20 protein-coding genes and 1 tRNA gene are annotated in these 14117 nt (G+C 58.9%); 9 read left to right on the top strand and 12 right to left on the bottom strand.

The genetic code is table 11. The features are described from left to right. Window positions 1-26 precede the first annotated feature (26 nt). Complete coding sequence (locus HALTADL_RS10795) at window positions 27-854, top strand: hypothetical protein (protein WP_089672916.1); 828 nt, start codon at window positions 27-29, stop codon at window positions 852-854. A 43-nt stretch (window positions 855-897) separates the two neighbouring features. Here the strand turns inward: HALTADL_RS10795 and HALTADL_RS10790 are convergent, their stop codons facing one another. The 3 genes from HALTADL_RS10790 to HALTADL_RS10785 all read right to left on the bottom strand — a co-directional run bounded on the left by HALTADL_RS10790 (window position 898) and on the right by HALTADL_RS10785 (window position 2437). Beyond that, window positions 898-1977: a DNA-methyltransferase gene (locus HALTADL_RS10790; protein ID WP_089672915.1), complete on the bottom strand. Its 1080-nt coding sequence runs from the start codon at window positions 1975-1977 to the stop codon at window positions 898-900. Between the two features lie 102 nt (window positions 1978-2079). Continuing rightward, on the bottom strand, window positions 2080-2247 hold the full coding sequence (locus tag HALTADL_RS17370; protein ID WP_162551715.1) for a response regulator: 168 nt from the start codon (window positions 2245-2247) through the stop codon (window positions 2080-2082). Window positions 2248-2362: 115 nt separating this feature from the next. Beyond that, window positions 2363-2437: transfer RNA gene (locus tag HALTADL_RS10785), tRNA-Arg, on the bottom strand. Between the two features lie 97 nt (window positions 2438-2534). Here HALTADL_RS10785 and HALTADL_RS10780 point away from each other — a divergent pair. The 4 genes from HALTADL_RS10780 (at window position 2535) to HALTADL_RS10765 (ending at window position 4344) form a co-directional block, all read left to right on the top strand. Next, window positions 2535-3119, top strand: a complete 585-nt coding sequence (locus tag HALTADL_RS10780; RefSeq protein ID WP_089672914.1) for an AAA family ATPase — start codon at window positions 2535-2537, stop codon at window positions 3117-3119. Beyond that, window positions 3116-3532 carry an RNA-binding domain-containing protein gene (locus tag HALTADL_RS10775; protein WP_089672913.1) on the top strand — a complete coding sequence of 139 codons (417 nt, stop codon included), beginning with the start codon at window positions 3116-3118 and terminating at the stop codon, window positions 3530-3532. The genes HALTADL_RS10780 and HALTADL_RS10775 overlap by 4 nt, the downstream gene beginning before the upstream one ends. A gap of 288 nt (window positions 3533-3820) precedes the next feature. Next, window positions 3821-4078 (top strand): hypothetical protein, encoded by a 258-nt coding sequence (locus tag HALTADL_RS10770; protein ID WP_089672912.1) that lies wholly within the window; start codon window positions 3821-3823, stop codon window positions 4076-4078. 2 nt (window positions 4079-4080) lie between these two features. Next, complete coding sequence (locus HALTADL_RS10765; protein ID WP_089672911.1) at window positions 4081-4344, top strand: DUF7123 family protein; 264 nt, start codon at window positions 4081-4083, stop codon at window positions 4342-4344. Between the two features lie 44 nt (window positions 4345-4388). Here the strand turns inward: HALTADL_RS10765 and HALTADL_RS10760 are convergent, their stop codons facing one another. Beyond that, the gene (locus HALTADL_RS10760; RefSeq protein WP_245708423.1) at window positions 4389-5366 is read right to left on the bottom strand and encodes a nucleoside recognition protein; all 978 of its coding nucleotides are present in this window, start codon (window positions 5364-5366) and stop codon (window positions 4389-4391) included. Between the two features lie 102 nt (window positions 5367-5468). Between HALTADL_RS10760 and HALTADL_RS10755 the strand changes: the two genes are divergently transcribed. Then, window positions 5469-5852 (top strand): secondary thiamine-phosphate synthase enzyme YjbQ, encoded by a 384-nt coding sequence (locus HALTADL_RS10755; protein ID WP_089672910.1) that lies wholly within the window; start codon window positions 5469-5471, stop codon window positions 5850-5852. Between the two features lie 75 nt (window positions 5853-5927). Beyond that, window positions 5928-6764, top strand: coding sequence for a 5'/3'-nucleotidase SurE (gene surE / locus HALTADL_RS10750; RefSeq protein ID WP_089672909.1), 837 nt, complete (start codon window positions 5928-5930; stop codon window positions 6762-6764). A 34-nt stretch (window positions 6765-6798) separates the two neighbouring features. On the opposite strand, the gene HALTADL_RS10745 is transcribed toward surE, so the two are convergent. Continuing rightward, window positions 6799-8202: a signal recognition particle protein Srp54 gene (locus HALTADL_RS10745; RefSeq protein ID WP_089672908.1), complete on the bottom strand. Its 1404-nt coding sequence runs from the start codon at window positions 8200-8202 to the stop codon at window positions 6799-6801. A gap of 159 nt (window positions 8203-8361) precedes the next feature. Here HALTADL_RS10745 and HALTADL_RS10740 point away from each other — a divergent pair, with 159 nt between their 5' ends. Further along, window positions 8362-9387, top strand: coding sequence for a sensor histidine kinase (locus tag HALTADL_RS10740; RefSeq protein ID WP_162551714.1), 1026 nt, complete (start codon window positions 8362-8364; stop codon window positions 9385-9387). Between the two features lie 37 nt (window positions 9388-9424). Beyond that, complete coding sequence (locus HALTADL_RS10735) at window positions 9425-9994, top strand: response regulator (RefSeq protein WP_089672906.1); 570 nt, start codon at window positions 9425-9427, stop codon at window positions 9992-9994. Between the two features lie 12 nt (window positions 9995-10006). Here the strand turns inward: HALTADL_RS10735 and HALTADL_RS10730 are convergent, their stop codons facing one another. The 7 genes from HALTADL_RS10730 to HALTADL_RS10700 form a co-directional block, all read right to left on the bottom strand. After that, entirely contained in the window at window positions 10007-10777 is a 771-nt protein-coding gene (locus HALTADL_RS10730; RefSeq protein WP_245708422.1) for a histidine kinase, read from the bottom strand. Between the two features lie 181 nt (window positions 10778-10958). Next, window positions 10959-12176 carry a signal recognition particle-docking protein FtsY gene (gene ftsY, locus HALTADL_RS10725; RefSeq protein WP_089672904.1) on the bottom strand — a complete coding sequence of 406 codons (1218 nt, stop codon included), beginning with the start codon at window positions 12174-12176 and terminating at the stop codon, window positions 10959-10961. 32 nt (window positions 12177-12208) lie between these two features. After that, the gene (pfdA, locus tag HALTADL_RS10720) at window positions 12209-12691 is read right to left on the bottom strand and encodes a prefoldin subunit alpha (RefSeq protein ID WP_089672903.1); all 483 of its coding nucleotides are present in this window, start codon (window positions 12689-12691) and stop codon (window positions 12209-12211) included. Continuing rightward, window positions 12688-12864: a 50S ribosomal protein L18Ae gene (rpl18a, locus tag HALTADL_RS10715; protein ID WP_089672902.1), complete on the bottom strand. Its 177-nt coding sequence runs from the start codon at window positions 12862-12864 to the stop codon at window positions 12688-12690. Before rpl18a ends, pfdA begins: the two co-directional genes overlap by 4 nt. 150 nt (window positions 12865-13014) lie before the next feature. Then, window positions 13015-13680, bottom strand: coding sequence for a translation initiation factor IF-6 (locus HALTADL_RS10710; protein WP_089672901.1), 666 nt, complete (start codon window positions 13678-13680; stop codon window positions 13015-13017). A 3-nt stretch (window positions 13681-13683) separates the two neighbouring features. Next, on the bottom strand, window positions 13684-13959 hold the full coding sequence (locus HALTADL_RS10705) for a 50S ribosomal protein L31e (RefSeq protein ID WP_089672900.1): 276 nt from the start codon (window positions 13957-13959) through the stop codon (window positions 13684-13686). A 2-nt stretch (window positions 13960-13961) separates the two neighbouring features. Further along, the gene (locus HALTADL_RS10700; protein ID WP_089672899.1) at window positions 13962-14114 is read right to left on the bottom strand and encodes a 50S ribosomal protein L39e; all 153 of its coding nucleotides are present in this window, start codon (window positions 14112-14114) and stop codon (window positions 13962-13964) included. Window positions 14115-14117: the final 3 nt, after the last annotated feature.

The following is a 14117-nucleotide window of genomic DNA, read 5'->3' as shown; positions in this document are numbered from 1 at the left end:
TACGGCGGCTGTTCGTTTGCTGACTTATGCAACGACGCGCTGTGGCAGTGTATGTCGCGTTCTTTTTAGTGATCGCGGCAGCGTCATACACGCTTCTCGCGACGGCCGAAGAGCCAACGATAACACTCGAAGACCCCGAGTACGAGCTTGCGCAGGGTGAGACGTTCACCGTCGGGGGCCAACAGTACACCGTAACCACCATCGAGGAGAGTGATGGAGCCGGTTCGGGAACCATCGAATGGACCGAATCCGATGTCGAGATGACAGAGACATGGGCCAACGAGGATACCGTCGAAATCGATGGCACCGAGTGGCAGGTGCTGATCGAGGGTGAGAATGCGACCGCATTCACCTTCCAAGAGGTCCAAGACCGGCAGGCAATCCTCGAAAACGATCCAGATGCAGCGAATGAAACTCAAGAGATCGACGGACAAGAGTACGTCGTCATCCAATCCGGTGGCGGACAGGAACTCGTCCCGGCCGAAGAGTACTTCGCCGCGCCAGCAACACAGAGCTTCAGTGTCGGCGATCAGTTCGCCTATAACAATCAGACGGTGACTGTCGACGAGATCACGGCCGACGGTGTCACCGTTGGCTGGACCGAAGACCAGACCAACACGCAGGACCTCTCCAACGAAGGGACCGCTGAACTCGCAGACAGCACCGAGTATCTCGTCTTGTTCCCCGACAGCAGTACGGTGCAGCTGACGTCGGATATGACGAGCTACAATGCTCAAGTCGAAGCCCAAAACCAGTTCAGCGAGCGAACGTCTGGCTTCCGATGGGTGACGTTCACCTCGTTGCTGTTTGTCTTCTCGTTGATCGCCTTCGCCTTCCTGCCGTCACGGTACTAACGCCGTACCCGGCTGCGGTACCATTCGGCACGCTTTCTGTTACTCACAGCTCCGATACTGCACCGAGCGCCTCGCGCCAGTCGACGCCGACCGGCTCGTGGTCGACGGTGTAGCACATTGCATCTCGGTCGACGCCAGCAACTCTGAACAGTTGGATCGGTCTTTCCTGTTTCGTCATCACCGCAAAGTCGTAGTTGTCGGCCTCGTACTCGATTGATTTGCCCTCGGCTTGTCGCTCCGCAACAAAGGTTTCGTGGGCGGTGAGACGCTCAGCAACGAGGCGGTCAGTGAGGTCTCCAATAGCGTCGACGCGCTTTCGAAACTCGGTTTCGAAGCCCGGATCGAGTTCCTTGCCGACCGAGTTTCGCCCGGCGGCCATCGCAGCGAGTGTCGTCGTGCCGGTTCCCCAAAACGGATCAAAAACGGTGTCGCCGTACACCGAATACATGTTGATAAGTCGGTAGGGAATGGCTACTGGGTAGGCTGCCGACCGCTCGCGGTCTTCGGTCCCAGTAAGCTGTTGGTGTCGACCAGTAATATCAGTCCAGAGGTCGCTGAACCACTGATTGCGTTCCTCCCAGAAGTAGGCGGCCGTATACCGCCGGTCGGCTTTCGGTTCGAAATAGCGACTGTTGGGCCCGTTGCGGAACACGAGCACGTGTTCGTGTTCCAGCGTGGCGTAGGCGTTGGGCGGTAACATTCCCGAACCCATGAATTTGGCCGCGCTGTTGGTCGGCTTGCGCCAGAGGATCGATGGCAGTGGCTCGAAGCCGAGTTCGTCGAACGCCGAGACGATGCGGCCGTGGTTCTGATAGCGGCGAAACGAACCGTCGACGCTCCGTGTGGCGTCGCCGACGTTGATACAAGCGATACCGCCGTCGACGAGAACCTCACCGAGCACCTCCCAAACCGAATCCAGTGCCGTATGCATAGCTTCAAACGCTGCCCGATCACGGCCAGCGGCGAGATGGCCTTCGATATCGGAATCCAGCGAAATAAACAGATCGTCCCACATCTCGATCATCGGATACGGCGGTGAGGTGACCACGAGGTCGACCGAGTTCGAATCAAGCCGCTCGAGCGAGCGGGAATCACCGATATGGACGCGGTGGTCCGTCTCCATTGACAGTAGCTATCCTGCACCGAGTAAAACCCCTTGCCACTGTCTCTCACTCTATGATAATTAAAGATCCATACAAAACCAAACCGACACAAAACAGTATCGTTACGAGCCGAAGCCGCTGGCGTCTTTCTCTTCGAGCATTCGCTCGGCTTCGTCGACCGATTCGGCCTGCTCGCCGTTGTATCCCACATCCCGTGACCGGCGCTCAAAGGCGTTGACGACCACTTGGGTCGTGTCGTCGTCGACGCGGACTGTCCGATTTATTCCCATTTCTTTGAGTTTGGGATTCGAACCGGAGGAAGACGGTCGGCCTCGCTACGCTCGGCCGCTGCGACTTCCAAGGTTCGATCCCTGTTTCGTTGCTACTCACGTTGTTCGTAGACAACGGGCACGATGGGATTCGAACCCATGACCGTCGGATTAGAAGTCCGACGCTCTATCCAAGCTGAGCTACGTGCCCTCATCGAATGGTCGACCAATCGCGTACAAAGCCGTTTGGGTTCGGGGCCGGGCGGCGAACAGCACATGTAAGTCAGTCTGTCGACTATCGCGGTCTAATGAGAGTAGTTGGAACTGTCGGGCTGCCCGGAAGCGGGAAGGGGGAACTGGCGGCGGTTGCCCGCGAGGAGGGACTTTCGGTCGTAACGATGGGTGATGTCATCCGACAGGCCTGCCGTGACCGTGGCCGCGATCCGTCGACCGACCACGGCACGGTCGCCAAAGCACTCCGTGAGGAACACGGCCCGGCAGCGATAGCCGAACGCTCGCTCCCGCTGGTCCGAGATGCCGTCGAGGAGACTGACACCGACACCGTCCTCGTCGACGGGCTCCGGTCGATGGTCGAAGTCGACGCCTTTCGAGACGCATTCGGCGACGAGTTCCGGATCGTGAGCATCGAGGCCCCGTTCGACCTCCGTGCCGAGCGACTCGCCGAGCGAGGCCGAGATGGCTCCGACAGCGACCTAGAACAGCTCCGAGCCCGTGACCAGCGAGAACTCGACTTTGGGATGGGTGAGGTGATGGATGCCGCCGACTACCGCATCGACAACACCGACTCGCTCGATGCGTTCCGAACCACTGCGCGCGAACTCCTTGTCGAGTCGACGAGCGAGCCACCTGCTGACGCCGAGTCAACCCAATGATCTACAGTATCGACGTCCGAATCGAAGTGCCAGTAGAGCCAACCGAAGTCACTGATCGTGTCGAGGATGCGGTTAGCACCGTCTTTCCAAATGCCGAGTTCACACACGAACCGGGAAAACTCGTCGCCGAGACACACACGCTCGACCCGTTTTCGGATGTCCTCCACGAACAGGAGATCCTCGATACGGCCCGCCGAGAGTTCTTCAATCACGCCGATGAGGACGGGTTTTCGTTCGCCCTGAAAAAGCAGGCGGCGTTCCAAGGCGTCGTCAACTTCTCGGTCGGCAACCCCGACGAACTCGGCGATATCGAGGTCGACGTCCGGGTTCGCGAACCGGATGTCGAAGCGATTATCGACGCAATCGCCCCACCAACCGAAGACGGAACCCCCGTCGACCCCGAATCGCGCTGAAGGGTGTCACACAGGAGCCGAGTGCGCGCGAGACCAGTCGAGGGTCCGTCCAGTCGGGAAACCGACATCGACCAATCTAAGCGGCGGTAAACAGCAGCTACTAGCACAAGTCCAACCCAATTCTATAATGGCTTTAGAGAGCAGTATAAAATTTCTAACCATATCTAAAGACGTTGTAAAAGGTTAGAGTAGTACCCATTTTACCGATGAAGAGTGTAAATCGACGCCAATGCTCGACCTATTATATGAGCATCTGGCTGCATGATGTAATCAGACGGTGACCAACAGATGAAGAACCTCACACCAACCCATGGACAGAACACGAGCGTCGAAGCAGACTCGGTTACAGATGCCGCGCGACGGGGAACGCTTGCGCTCGAAGCATCGATCAGAGGGGTGAGCTTCTGGGCGGCGATCCTGCTGCCGCTGGTCTACCTGCCACTCCTGTCCGGTGGTCTCGAACCACAGACCGGCTACATCGTCATTGGCCTGCTCGCGCTGAATCTGATCGCACTGTTCGTTGGACACAGCCACACCCACAACTAACAATGAGTGTCACACCACAATCCGTTTCCGAAGCGTCGACCAGCGACTCCAAACCGAAAGACGAGCGACTTGCCGACTACCTTCGCGCACGCGTCGAAGATGGCGAGATGTACTTCAAAAGCAAGTTCATCGCCGACGACGTTGGCCTCTCGTCGAAGGAAATCGGCGCGTTGATCGTCAAACTCCAGGAGTCAGTCGACGACCTGTCGATTGAACGCTGGTCCTACACCGGTGCGACCACGTGGCGCGTCGAGCAGACCAACTAACGCGGCGTCACCGTCTATCACCACCACTCCTTTGACCCAACTGCTCAGAGCGCCAGCAGTGTGACGACTGTCAGTGAAATAAAAACGATCTTGAGCACCGTGTTGACGACGATTACTTTCGTCCCGAACTCCGCACCCCAGATCCCGTACTGAAACGGGATCGAACGTTTGAACGTCGACACCGCAAAGGAAACAATACCACCGAGCAGGAGCGTTGCCACCGCTTGCTTCGGTGTGAACACCTCACCGAGCAGCGGGGCAATCGTCGCAGCACCCGCCGTCGTATCGAACGTGTATATCGCGATGACGGGAACCGCAGCCGCTGGCAGCCCGACGAGTGTCGTCAGCGGATCGGCCGAGCCAGTGATCGACGTCAGATCATACTGGGTGACGATCAGCGTCACGATAGTGTAGACGACGAGCAGTCGAGGGACGAGACGACGAAGCGTCGGTCGGGTGCGATCCCACGCAGAACGCAGTCGGTGGCGAACAGTCTCCTCTTCGGTGTCGAGTTCGTCCGGATCGAGCTGGGCAGCAATGTCGACGTTCTCCTCGGAGAGTAGTAATGCACCGGCAATGATGCCGACGATACTGATTGCGAGTGCGATCAGTGCCCGTGAGGCGACATACAGGATGCCCACGTAGAGTCCTAAAATCGGAATAAGGACGGGAATATAGTAGGTAAAGACGTGCTGGGCGAAGCCAAAGAACGTGTTCATGACGACCGCGATCAGCGTCGCCCGGTCGTCTAGGAAGCCGGATTCCCGGAGATCAGCCAACATTGCGTACCCCGCGGTGGTCGACACAGTTGTGGTCAAAATTGCGGTCCCGACCTCGTCGGGGAGGTTTGCAGGACCAGTTAGAAACCGCGAGAGCCCGGCAATCTTCTGGACAAGCCCAAACGCAACCGCCACGTTGGCGATGTAGACAGCAACCGAAATCAACACTGAAATGCGAACAACTCGCGGCACCACCTCGATGAGTGATTCGCTGACCGACTGGAGAAGATACAGAGACTGCACACGCCCAGTCCGAACGGGATAATCAAAGGGCCGTCGGTCCGTCGACCAGCAAGCAACTCCGCAACACACCAGCTTTTCGAGCACCGGGAGAGTGGTCGACACATGACAGAACTCACCGTCGAAACGGACGCCAAAACGACGAGTGTAGATATCACAGACCGCGTGGCCGAGACCATACCAGCCGACGTCGACGGTGTGTGTACCGTCTTCGTCCGGCATACGACTGCTGGCGTGATCGTCAACGAAAACGAGCGTCGACTGCGTGAGGACCTCGCCAACGCTCTCGAAGCCCTCGTCCCCGACGAAGGATGGTCCCACGATGCTCTCGATGGCAATGCCGACAGCCACGTGAGGGCGATGCTACTCGGCGAGCACGTCACGGTCCCGGTCCAAAACGGCAAGCTTGGGTTGGGCCGATGGCAGTCGATCCTGTTCATGGAGTGTGACGGCCCGCGAACGCGAACCGTCGACGTCGTTGTCCACTGAGTAGCCACTGACTACCATCCGAAGACCGACGGATCAGGCGATAGTTTTTATTTGTCGACGGATATTCTCAGGGAGATGACTGTCCTGTTGACGAACGATGACGGAATCGAGAGCCCCGGGCTCGAAGCGCTTTATAAGGGACTGTCGACGGTGACCGATGTCGTTGTTGTTGCCCCCGAAACGGATCAGAGTGGGGTTGGACGCGCCCGGTCTGGGATGGGTGATGACCGGCCGAACAGTGTCGAGATTACCGACCACGAGTGGGGATACGTCGTCGACGGGACACCCGCCGACTGTACGGCGGTTGGGCTGCGTGGGATTCCGGAGGCCGAGTCGGTCGACCTCATCGTCTCGGGCTGCAATCACGGGCCGAACGTCGGCAGCTACCTGATGGGTCACTCCGGTACTATCGGCGCGGTCGTCGAGGGTGTGTTTCTCGGCGTCCCGGGCATCGCAGTGTCGGCCTACGATTCCGAGACGTACTACCCCGGTGACGATGGATTCGAACCTGCGGGCGAGGTGATGGCCACGGTCGTGGAGTCAGTGCTCAACAGTCAGCTGTTTGATGACGATACAGATCTGCTCAACGTCAATATACCCTCGCGGACGCCGAATCGAATGCGACTGACGACGCCGCTGGCTGATTACGAGACGGATATAAAACCAAACGGTAGCACCAACGAGTTCGACAGCAGCTACTGGGCCGCACGACCGATTGCGGGCGATGGATGGGAGCCAGCGTTGGTCGACTATCATGGGGTCTATCCCGAGGGCAGCGACCGCGCGGCCGTGGTCGACGGAGAAGTGAGCATCACGCCGTTTCAAGCCCCACAGACCGTCGTCGAGCCACACCCACAACTCAGCGAGTTAGCCGAGAAATACAACCGCACAGCAACAGAAGCCGAACCGTAGGAACCGGCTACCGTGCTGTAAAGAGCGTCTATCGTTACAGCGAGCCGCCGGGACCGCCAAGGCCACCGAGACCGCCGCCACCGCCGCCGCCGTCGCCCTGCTGCATCTTTTTCATCATCCGCTGCATGTCGCCGTCGCCCATCCCCTGGAACTGCTGGATGGTCTGGCGCATCATCTTGTGCTGTTCGAGGAGTTCCTGGACCGACTCCTCGTCGGTCCCCGAGCCGCGGGCGATCCGTTCGACCTGCGAGGCACCGATTGCGCGGGGCTCTTCGAGTTCGGCGTCGGTCATCGATTCCATGATGATATCGAACTTCCGCATCCGGTTTTGGGTGACATCCATCGCATCGTCGGGGAGCTGATCCATCATCCCGCCGCCCATCCCCGGAATCATGTCCATCACCTGATCGAGCGGGCCCATCTTGTTCATCGCGTCCATCTGTTTCTGCATATCGTTGAGGGTGAACTCCCCCTCAAGCATCTGTTCGGGGTCCCAGTCGTCGTCTTCGGCCTGAGTCTCCTCCATCGCCCGCTCGACGCGCTCGGCGAGCTGTTTGAGGTCGCCCATGCCAAGCAGCCGGGAGATGAAGCTGTTGGGCTCGAAGCGCTCGATATCCTGCACCGTTTCACCGGTCCCGAGGAACGCAATCGAGGAGTCCGTTTCGTTGACTGCGGTCAGTGCACCGCCACCTTTCGCCGTCCCGTCGAGTTTCGTGATGACGACGCCTTCGACGCCGACAGCCTCCTCGAACCGCTGGGCCTGCTCTTTGGCCCCTTGGCCGATTGCGGCATCGAGCACCAGTAGGCTTCGATCAGGGTCGGCCGTCGACTCAATCTCCTCGATTTCGTCGATCAGGTCGTCTTCGAGTGCGTGTCGACCCGCCGTGTCGACGATGTGAACCTCGGCGTCGCTGGTGGCTTCCATCCCCTCGCGGGCGATCTTGACGGGGTCTGACTCGTCGGGATCGCCGTAAAAGTCGACCTCGGCGTTCTCACACATCTGTTTGGCCTGATCGTACGCGCCGGGACGGAAGGTGTCAGTCTGGATGACCGCGGGACGGAGTCCCTTCTTCGAGAACCACCACGCCATCTTGGCGGCGGTGGTCGTTTTCCCCGACCCCTGAAGCCCGGCGAGCATGATCGTCTGTGATTCGAGTGGGAGTTCAGTGGAGTCGCCGACGAGTTCGACGAGCTCCTCGTAGACGATTTTGAGGACGTGGTCGCGGGCGCTTGTGCCACCCGGTGGCTCCTCGTTGAGAGCACGCGTTTTGATGCTGTCCGACAGCGCCATCACGAGGTCGACGTCGACGTCGGCCTGCAGCAGCGACCGCTGGATCTGCTTGACGACCGCCTGGACGTCGTCTTCGTCGAGACGTGACTTGCCGCGGAGGTCGTCGAGTGTTCCCCGAAGGGAACTCCCGAGATCATCGAGTACCATTTGACGGATGTAGGAACCCCAACCGGTAAAGCATTGTTCGTCCGCCGCGTGGCACAACCGGTTCGGATATACTTCCACGGCAGCCGCCCCGGCAAATATATGTCATATATTCTTAAATTATCGGAGGTATTACTATTCCCGGTCTTATCAGTACTGACAATGGAAAGTCGAGATCTGTCTCTGTTTATTGGGCAGACGGAGATGGGTTCTCAGATCGAGTCCGCCTTGGGCAACCATCGGCTCATTATAAAAGAGACGACGACAGCAGGTGTGGAATATCTCGTCGACGAGACGGAGCCAAACTGTGTGGTTACCGATCATAATCCACCCGCACAGGACTGTTTTGAGCTTCTCGACACAGTTGCTCCCGAGATGCCGGTCATCGTCGCGCCGACTGACGGCAGTAGTAGTCTGGCGACGCGGGCACTCAGAGCAGGAGCCAAGACGTATCTCGATCCGACGACGCTGGAAAACGGAGCGGCGGCTATCGCAGCCGAGATCGTGGGTGTTGAACATCCAGCCGAGACCAGCCATGACGAGGCCAAGGCGCGGATCGAAGAGTTTTCGAGTCTCGTGTCCCACGAACTCCGTAGCCCCATTCAGAAGGCCACCTCCGGGATCGACCTCGCCAAAACACAGTGTGAGAGTCGCTATCTCGACGAAGTCAGCGAGACACTTGACCGGATGGACGAGCTCATCGACAACCTCCTCGGCCTCATGGACACTGAGGGAAACACAATCGACATGGAGCCAGTCGACCTGTCGGCGGTTATCGAGGCGGCATGGCCTGACGACACGGCCGCAACACTGGACGTCGACACCGAACTCCCGAGCATCGAAGCCGAACGATCTCGGCTCCAACAGCTGTTCGAGAACCTCTTTCGCAATGCCGTCGAGCATGGTGGCGAGGCGATCACCGTTCGGGTCGGCGTGATCGAACCAGCCGATGGGTCTACCTCGTCGACCGAGTCGATTGGTCTCTACATCGACGACGATGGTCCCGGTATCGAGCCTGATCGCCGCGAAACCGTCTTCGAGTACGGCTACACCAACTCAGAGAACGGCACTGGTCTCGGATTGGCTATCGTCTCCGAAATCGTCGACACCTTCGGCTGGGAAATAACCGTCACTGAGAGTGCCCGCGGTGGGGCACGGTTCGAGATATACCAACTAAATATGATTTAAACAAAAGTATTTTTACTGGCGGTGAACAGTAGTAGTTATGATTGATACGAGCGAGAAGACCGTCCTCATCGTCGACGACGAGGAGATGGTCGCCGAGTCCTACGAGCTGTATTTACAAGATGACTACGAGACCATCGTCGAGCTGAGCGGCGGGGCAGCGCTGATGGAACTCGATCAGCGTGAAGTCGACCTCGTGTTGGTCGACCGCCGGATGCCGGGGATGTCGGGCGATGTCGTCATCGACCACATCGACCAGTGGGAGATGGATTTTCAGGTTATTATGGTGACCGCAGTCGACCCCGACATCGACATCATCGATATGCCCTGTGACGGCTATCTCACCAAGCCAGTTTCCGAAGACGAGCTGTTGGACGCCGTCAACCGGGCGTTCCAGATCGACTACTACGAGGACCTCATCGCGGAGTACAACCAGCTCTCCGAGAAATACGAAGTGCTCACCTCCCAGTTTTCATCGAGAAAACTGGCAAACAAGGACCGGTTTGCCGATCTCGAAGCACGGATGGAGGAGATGGAAACCGAAATCGCCGAGACGGCCGAAGGGTTTTCCGACAGTAAACTCAGCGACGCGTTCCGTCGACTCCACTAACGACGAACCCGCTCAGAATTGTTCTCGCACGTAGGTTTGAATACGCCGGACGCGGTCAGGATCGTACGTCCAGAGCCCCCGCCACACGTTCGGCCCCGTTTCCTCGGCGACAAGTGCGATATGATCCGCTGGTGAGTCGGCAGGTGGGACAAACACCACAAACCAGAGTCGACGAAGCTCCGCCGAATCATTGGCATGGACAGTGACGCCGAGTGTGTCGACGACAGTCGGATCGTCCCGGAGTCCGTACACGTGGGTCTCAACGTCGGAGTCGGCCAGCCACTCATAGACGCGCTTGGTTCCATACTCGTCGTCGAGACGGGACAACAGTTGAAAGGAGGCATCGAACTCCCCAGCACCCTCCGAGAGTGCCTGAAACTCGATGAACCGAGAGATAACGACCAACAGCAGTTTCTCCTTGTTGGAGTCCGGATAGCCGCGGACCGTGAATTCAATGTCGTTGAGTCCGGTCAACACATCCGGGAACGAGCCGGTCTCGATCTGCTTGGTCCCCGTTTTATATCGGTCGGTGTTGATCAACAGAAACGCACGTTTGAGTTCTGCCCACGACGATGTGGCAACGACCTCCCCATCGTCGACGAGACAGACGAGATTGTCCTCTCCATCCGGAAGCTGTCGTTCAGCGACGGTGACTGACTCTGCATCGAAGACACGGTCTAACAACGAAATCTGTGGCTTGGCTGCTGTATCAGTCAGGTTCATTAGTAATAACGTCTTCTCGGAGCCGTCGACCTCCTCGATCACGTCAGCTAACTCGTCCACCAGTACCCGTCCCCATTACCGACACGCAACTCATTCTATCTACTTAACCAACTGGTCGGCATGGAGGTGTCTGCTGTTGGCGGTAACATCTCGAACTCCGAGTCGCTACTCATTACGACAGCATCGAACGCGAGCCCGATAAGAGCCGGTCGATTTCGCGGGCGTCGTACCGTCCCGCGAGTTACTCCTCGCCGAGCAGCTGGTCGACGAGCTCCTCGGGCACGAAGGGTTCGATGTCGTCATACCCCTGACCGGTGCCGAGGAACAAGATCGGCTTGCCGGTCACATACGAGATCGAGATCGCCGCCCCACCTGAGGAGTCGGCATCGGCCTTCGTCAGCACCGTGCCGTCAACCGTCGCGGCGTCGTCGAACTCCTGGGCGCGCATCACGGCGTCCTGTCCGGCGACCGCCTCGTCGACGAACAGCGTCAGATCGGGATCGACGACGCGGTGGATCTTGGCCAACTGCGACATCAGGTCGTCGCTGGTGTGGAGTCGACCCGCGGTATCACCGAGCACGACATCGATATCGTGGGCCTCGGCGTACTCGACGCCGTCGTAAATGACGGCCGCGGGGTCACCACCCTGTTCGTGGGAGATGAGCTTGCGGTCGAGATTGTCGGCGTGTTTCTGGAGCTGTTCGTTCGCCCCGGCGCGGTAGGTGTCACCGTTGGCCAAAACGGACGAATAGCCCCGGTCGGCAAGATACTCCGAGAGTTTGGCAATCGACGTTGTCTTGCCGACACCGTTGACACCGGTGAAGACGATGGTAACGGGTTTGTCGGCCTCGGCGAGCCGCTTTTCGAAGTCGAACTGCCCGACGCTGATCACGTCGACCAAGGCGTCATGAAGTGCGAGTTCGACGAGTTCGGCGGTCGTGTCGACCTGTTTGCGGGTCTCGCCGATCATCTTCTCGCGGACGGTTTCGAGGATCTCCTCGGCGACACTCATTTCGACGTCGCTTTCGAGGAGTGCCATCTCGAGTTCCCAGAGCGGATCTTCGAGGTCTTCTTCCTCGATGATGATCTTCCCTGTCGCGAACGCCGCCGCGCGCTTGAGTCTGCCGGGACCTGACGATTCGTCTTCGTCGTCGGTCTCCTCAGCAGTCTCAGTCGACTCGGTACTGTCGGAAGCTCCGGAGTCGGTGGTGTCGACCTGTTCTGTCGTCTCCGCGGTGGCTGTACCGTCGGTTGACGATGTGTCTGTGGGCGATTCCTGCTCCGGTGTCGACTGAGTGTCGGGGGAGGCCGACTCGGCGTTCGAGGCAGCGGCCTCGCTGTCCGAGGCAGCGGCCTCGCTGTCGGTCTCTTCAACGTCTTCCGCCTCGGCCTTCTCCTCGGCGGTTTCTTCGACGTCGTTCCGGAACTTGCTCAGTTTGTCTTTGAGTCCATCGAACACGGCTGGAAAGAATTTCTAGGTCGGTCGGCGCGTTATTCGCCGTCTTCTTCGCCCTGCATCGCCTGCATCTGCTGCATCTGCTGTTGCTGCATGCGCTGCTGGATTGCCTGGGCCTGCTCTTCGAGTTCACCGCTTTCCTCTTCGAGATCGTCGATCTCGCTTTCGACGTCGTCGATCTGGTCGTCGAGGGCATCCTGTTTGAGTCGGAGCGAGTCGATTGCGGTGTCCTGGTCCTGCTCGGCCGCGTAGCCGCCGCCGAGGCTCACGATGACCTCGTCGATGTCTTGGACCTCTGCGCGCAGGTAGGCGTCGCCGCCGAGCGGCACCTGCACCATCGAGCCACTGTCGAGGGTTTCGAGGGCTTCGACTGCCTCGTCGATCTCTCCGCGTTCGGTGGTGAGCTCGTCGATCTCTTCGTTGAGTTCGGCGATCTCTGCATCGAGTGCTTCGAGCTGCTGTTGGAGCTGCTGGAGCTGCTGGCCGCCGCCGCCACTGCTTGCGCCGCCGCCCATCATGCTGCGACAACCTCCTCAATCGTGACCTGTGTGCGTTTGAGACCGTGCTCGCTCCCGAACTGGGAGAGAATGTGCTCGCGTGCGACGTTCTCGTTGACCGCTTCGATATCCTTTGAGAAAGATCTCGGGCCATCTCGGCCGTCGAACTGACCACTAATAGTGAACTGACTCATACCCAAAGGGTCGGGTAGCGACCCGGAAGTATCTTCCTACTCAGGGATGGCGTGAGAGCCATCCGCGCGATAACTGAATGACGGGACATAGGCCACAGAGAAAGCCTCGAAGCGGGAAATAGCCCAAAAGAACGTCGACCGGACGCTGACTCAGTCGAGGAAGCCGAGCGTGTCTTCGATCCGACCCAACTCCGGCCCGGTCGTGTCCTCGCCGACGAGATAGCTCTCGTCGTTGGCCACCAGTCCCGAACCGAGGAGGGGCGTTCCGTAGTTGATCGTCCCGAGATCCGCATACACGTCGAGATGGTCCTCCAGCGTTTCGAGTTCGTCCTCGCTGGCCTTGGGATGACAGAGCACGCCAGTGTTGTTGACAACCGCCGCGGTGCCGACCGTGTCGACACCGCCGAGATCGCCGCGTAGTACAGGCACATCAAGTGCCTCCTTGACCGCTGTGACGGCCTCGCGTGTGAGATCAGGGTGGACATACGCACCGTAATCGTTCGCGAGGACGACGTTCCCGGCGGCGTTGATTTTGCCGGGGAGTTCGACGACCGGTTTGTCGACGGCAGACTCGATGCGTTCGGTCTCTCGGTCAGTGATGTGACCCGAGACCAACATGCCGTTTTCGTTGCCGACCGCCAGCGAGCCAACCGTACCGGAGCCGCCGACCGTAGTTGGCACTGCTGCGACGCCAAGCTCGTCGGCCATCGATTCGGCTAGCTCGTCGTCGACGTCGTGGCGGACCAGTAGACAGTCCGGCGTTGCGCGGGCGAAAACACCGACGTACGAGGAGCCAGCGACTGAAGTGCGAAGCACGTGTTAGGCGACTTCGGCTTCGACGATGGCTTCGTCGTCTTCGACGAAGCGAGCTGCGCGCACACGGAGCTTCGACGGCGGGTTCTGTCGACCGTTTTCCCAGACCTTCTCGTTGATCGAGGGGTCGAGACGGACCTCGTCGCCCTCGACGTTGAAGTGCTGCGAAAGGTGGTCGCGGATGATTTTCATCGCTCGGTCGGCACGCTCTTGGACGGCGACCTTGCGGACGTCACGGAGCGGAATCGTTACGACGCGTTCTTCGAAATCACTCGTACTCATTGTTATTCGTCAGTGTTACTGCGCCGCCAGTTGCGTCGTTTCGGGTTTCGTGAGACCTGCATATCCGTCTTCATCATGACCCACATTGGGACACGCGTGTTCTGATTTTCGAGTTTCGCCAGCCGCTTTTTCTGTGCTTTCGATTTCTTACCCATAGT

Source organism: Halohasta litchfieldiae (assembly GCF_002788215.1).
GTDB lineage: Archaea > Halobacteriota > Halobacteria > Halobacteriales > Haloferacaceae > Halohasta > Halohasta litchfieldiae.
This window is presented reverse-complemented; position numbering and strand designations above follow the sequence as displayed.

Coding starts and splice junctions, on each gene's coding strand:
- HALTADL_RS17370 (WP_162551715.1), bottom strand. CDS start 2,247: ATGGGAATAAATCGGACAGTCCGCGTCGACGACGACACGACCCAAGTG.
- HALTADL_RS10705 (WP_089672900.1), bottom strand. CDS start 13,959: ATGAGTACGAGTGATTTCGAAGAACGCGTCGTAACGATTCCGCTCCGT.
- HALTADL_RS10745 (WP_089672908.1), bottom strand. CDS start 8,202: ATGGTACTCGATGATCTCGGGAGTTCCCTTCGGGGAACACTCGACGAC.
- HALTADL_RS10755 (WP_089672910.1), top strand. CDS start 5,469: ATGACAGAACTCACCGTCGAAACGGACGCCAAAACGACGAGTGTAGAT.
- HALTADL_RS10735 (WP_089672906.1), top strand. CDS start 9,425: ATGATTGATACGAGCGAGAAGACCGTCCTCATCGTCGACGACGAGGAG.
- HALTADL_RS10790 (WP_089672915.1), bottom strand. CDS start 1,977: ATGGAGACGGACCACCGCGTCCATATCGGTGATTCCCGCTCGCTCGAG.
- HALTADL_RS10765 (WP_089672911.1), top strand. CDS start 4,081: ATGAGTGTCACACCACAATCCGTTTCCGAAGCGTCGACCAGCGACTCC.
- HALTADL_RS10700 (WP_089672899.1), bottom strand. CDS start 14,114: ATGGGTAAGAAATCGAAAGCACAGAAAAAGCGGCTGGCGAAACTCGAA.
- surE (WP_089672909.1), top strand. CDS start 5,928: ATGACTGTCCTGTTGACGAACGATGACGGAATCGAGAGCCCCGGGCTC.
- HALTADL_RS10795 (WP_089672916.1), top strand. CDS start 27: ATGCAACGACGCGCTGTGGCAGTGTATGTCGCGTTCTTTTTAGTGATC.
- HALTADL_RS10775 (WP_089672913.1), top strand. CDS start 3,116: ATGATCTACAGTATCGACGTCCGAATCGAAGTGCCAGTAGAGCCAACC.
- HALTADL_RS10740 (WP_162551714.1), top strand. CDS start 8,362: ATGGAAAGTCGAGATCTGTCTCTGTTTATTGGGCAGACGGAGATGGGT.
- pfdA (WP_089672903.1), bottom strand. CDS start 12,691: ATGATGGGCGGCGGCGCAAGCAGTGGCGGCGGCGGCCAGCAGCTCCAG.
- rpl18a (WP_089672902.1), bottom strand. CDS start 12,864: ATGAGTCAGTTCACTATTAGTGGTCAGTTCGACGGCCGAGATGGCCCG.
- HALTADL_RS10780 (WP_089672914.1), top strand. CDS start 2,535: ATGAGAGTAGTTGGAACTGTCGGGCTGCCCGGAAGCGGGAAGGGGGAA.
- HALTADL_RS10770 (WP_089672912.1), top strand. CDS start 3,821: ATGAAGAACCTCACACCAACCCATGGACAGAACACGAGCGTCGAAGCA.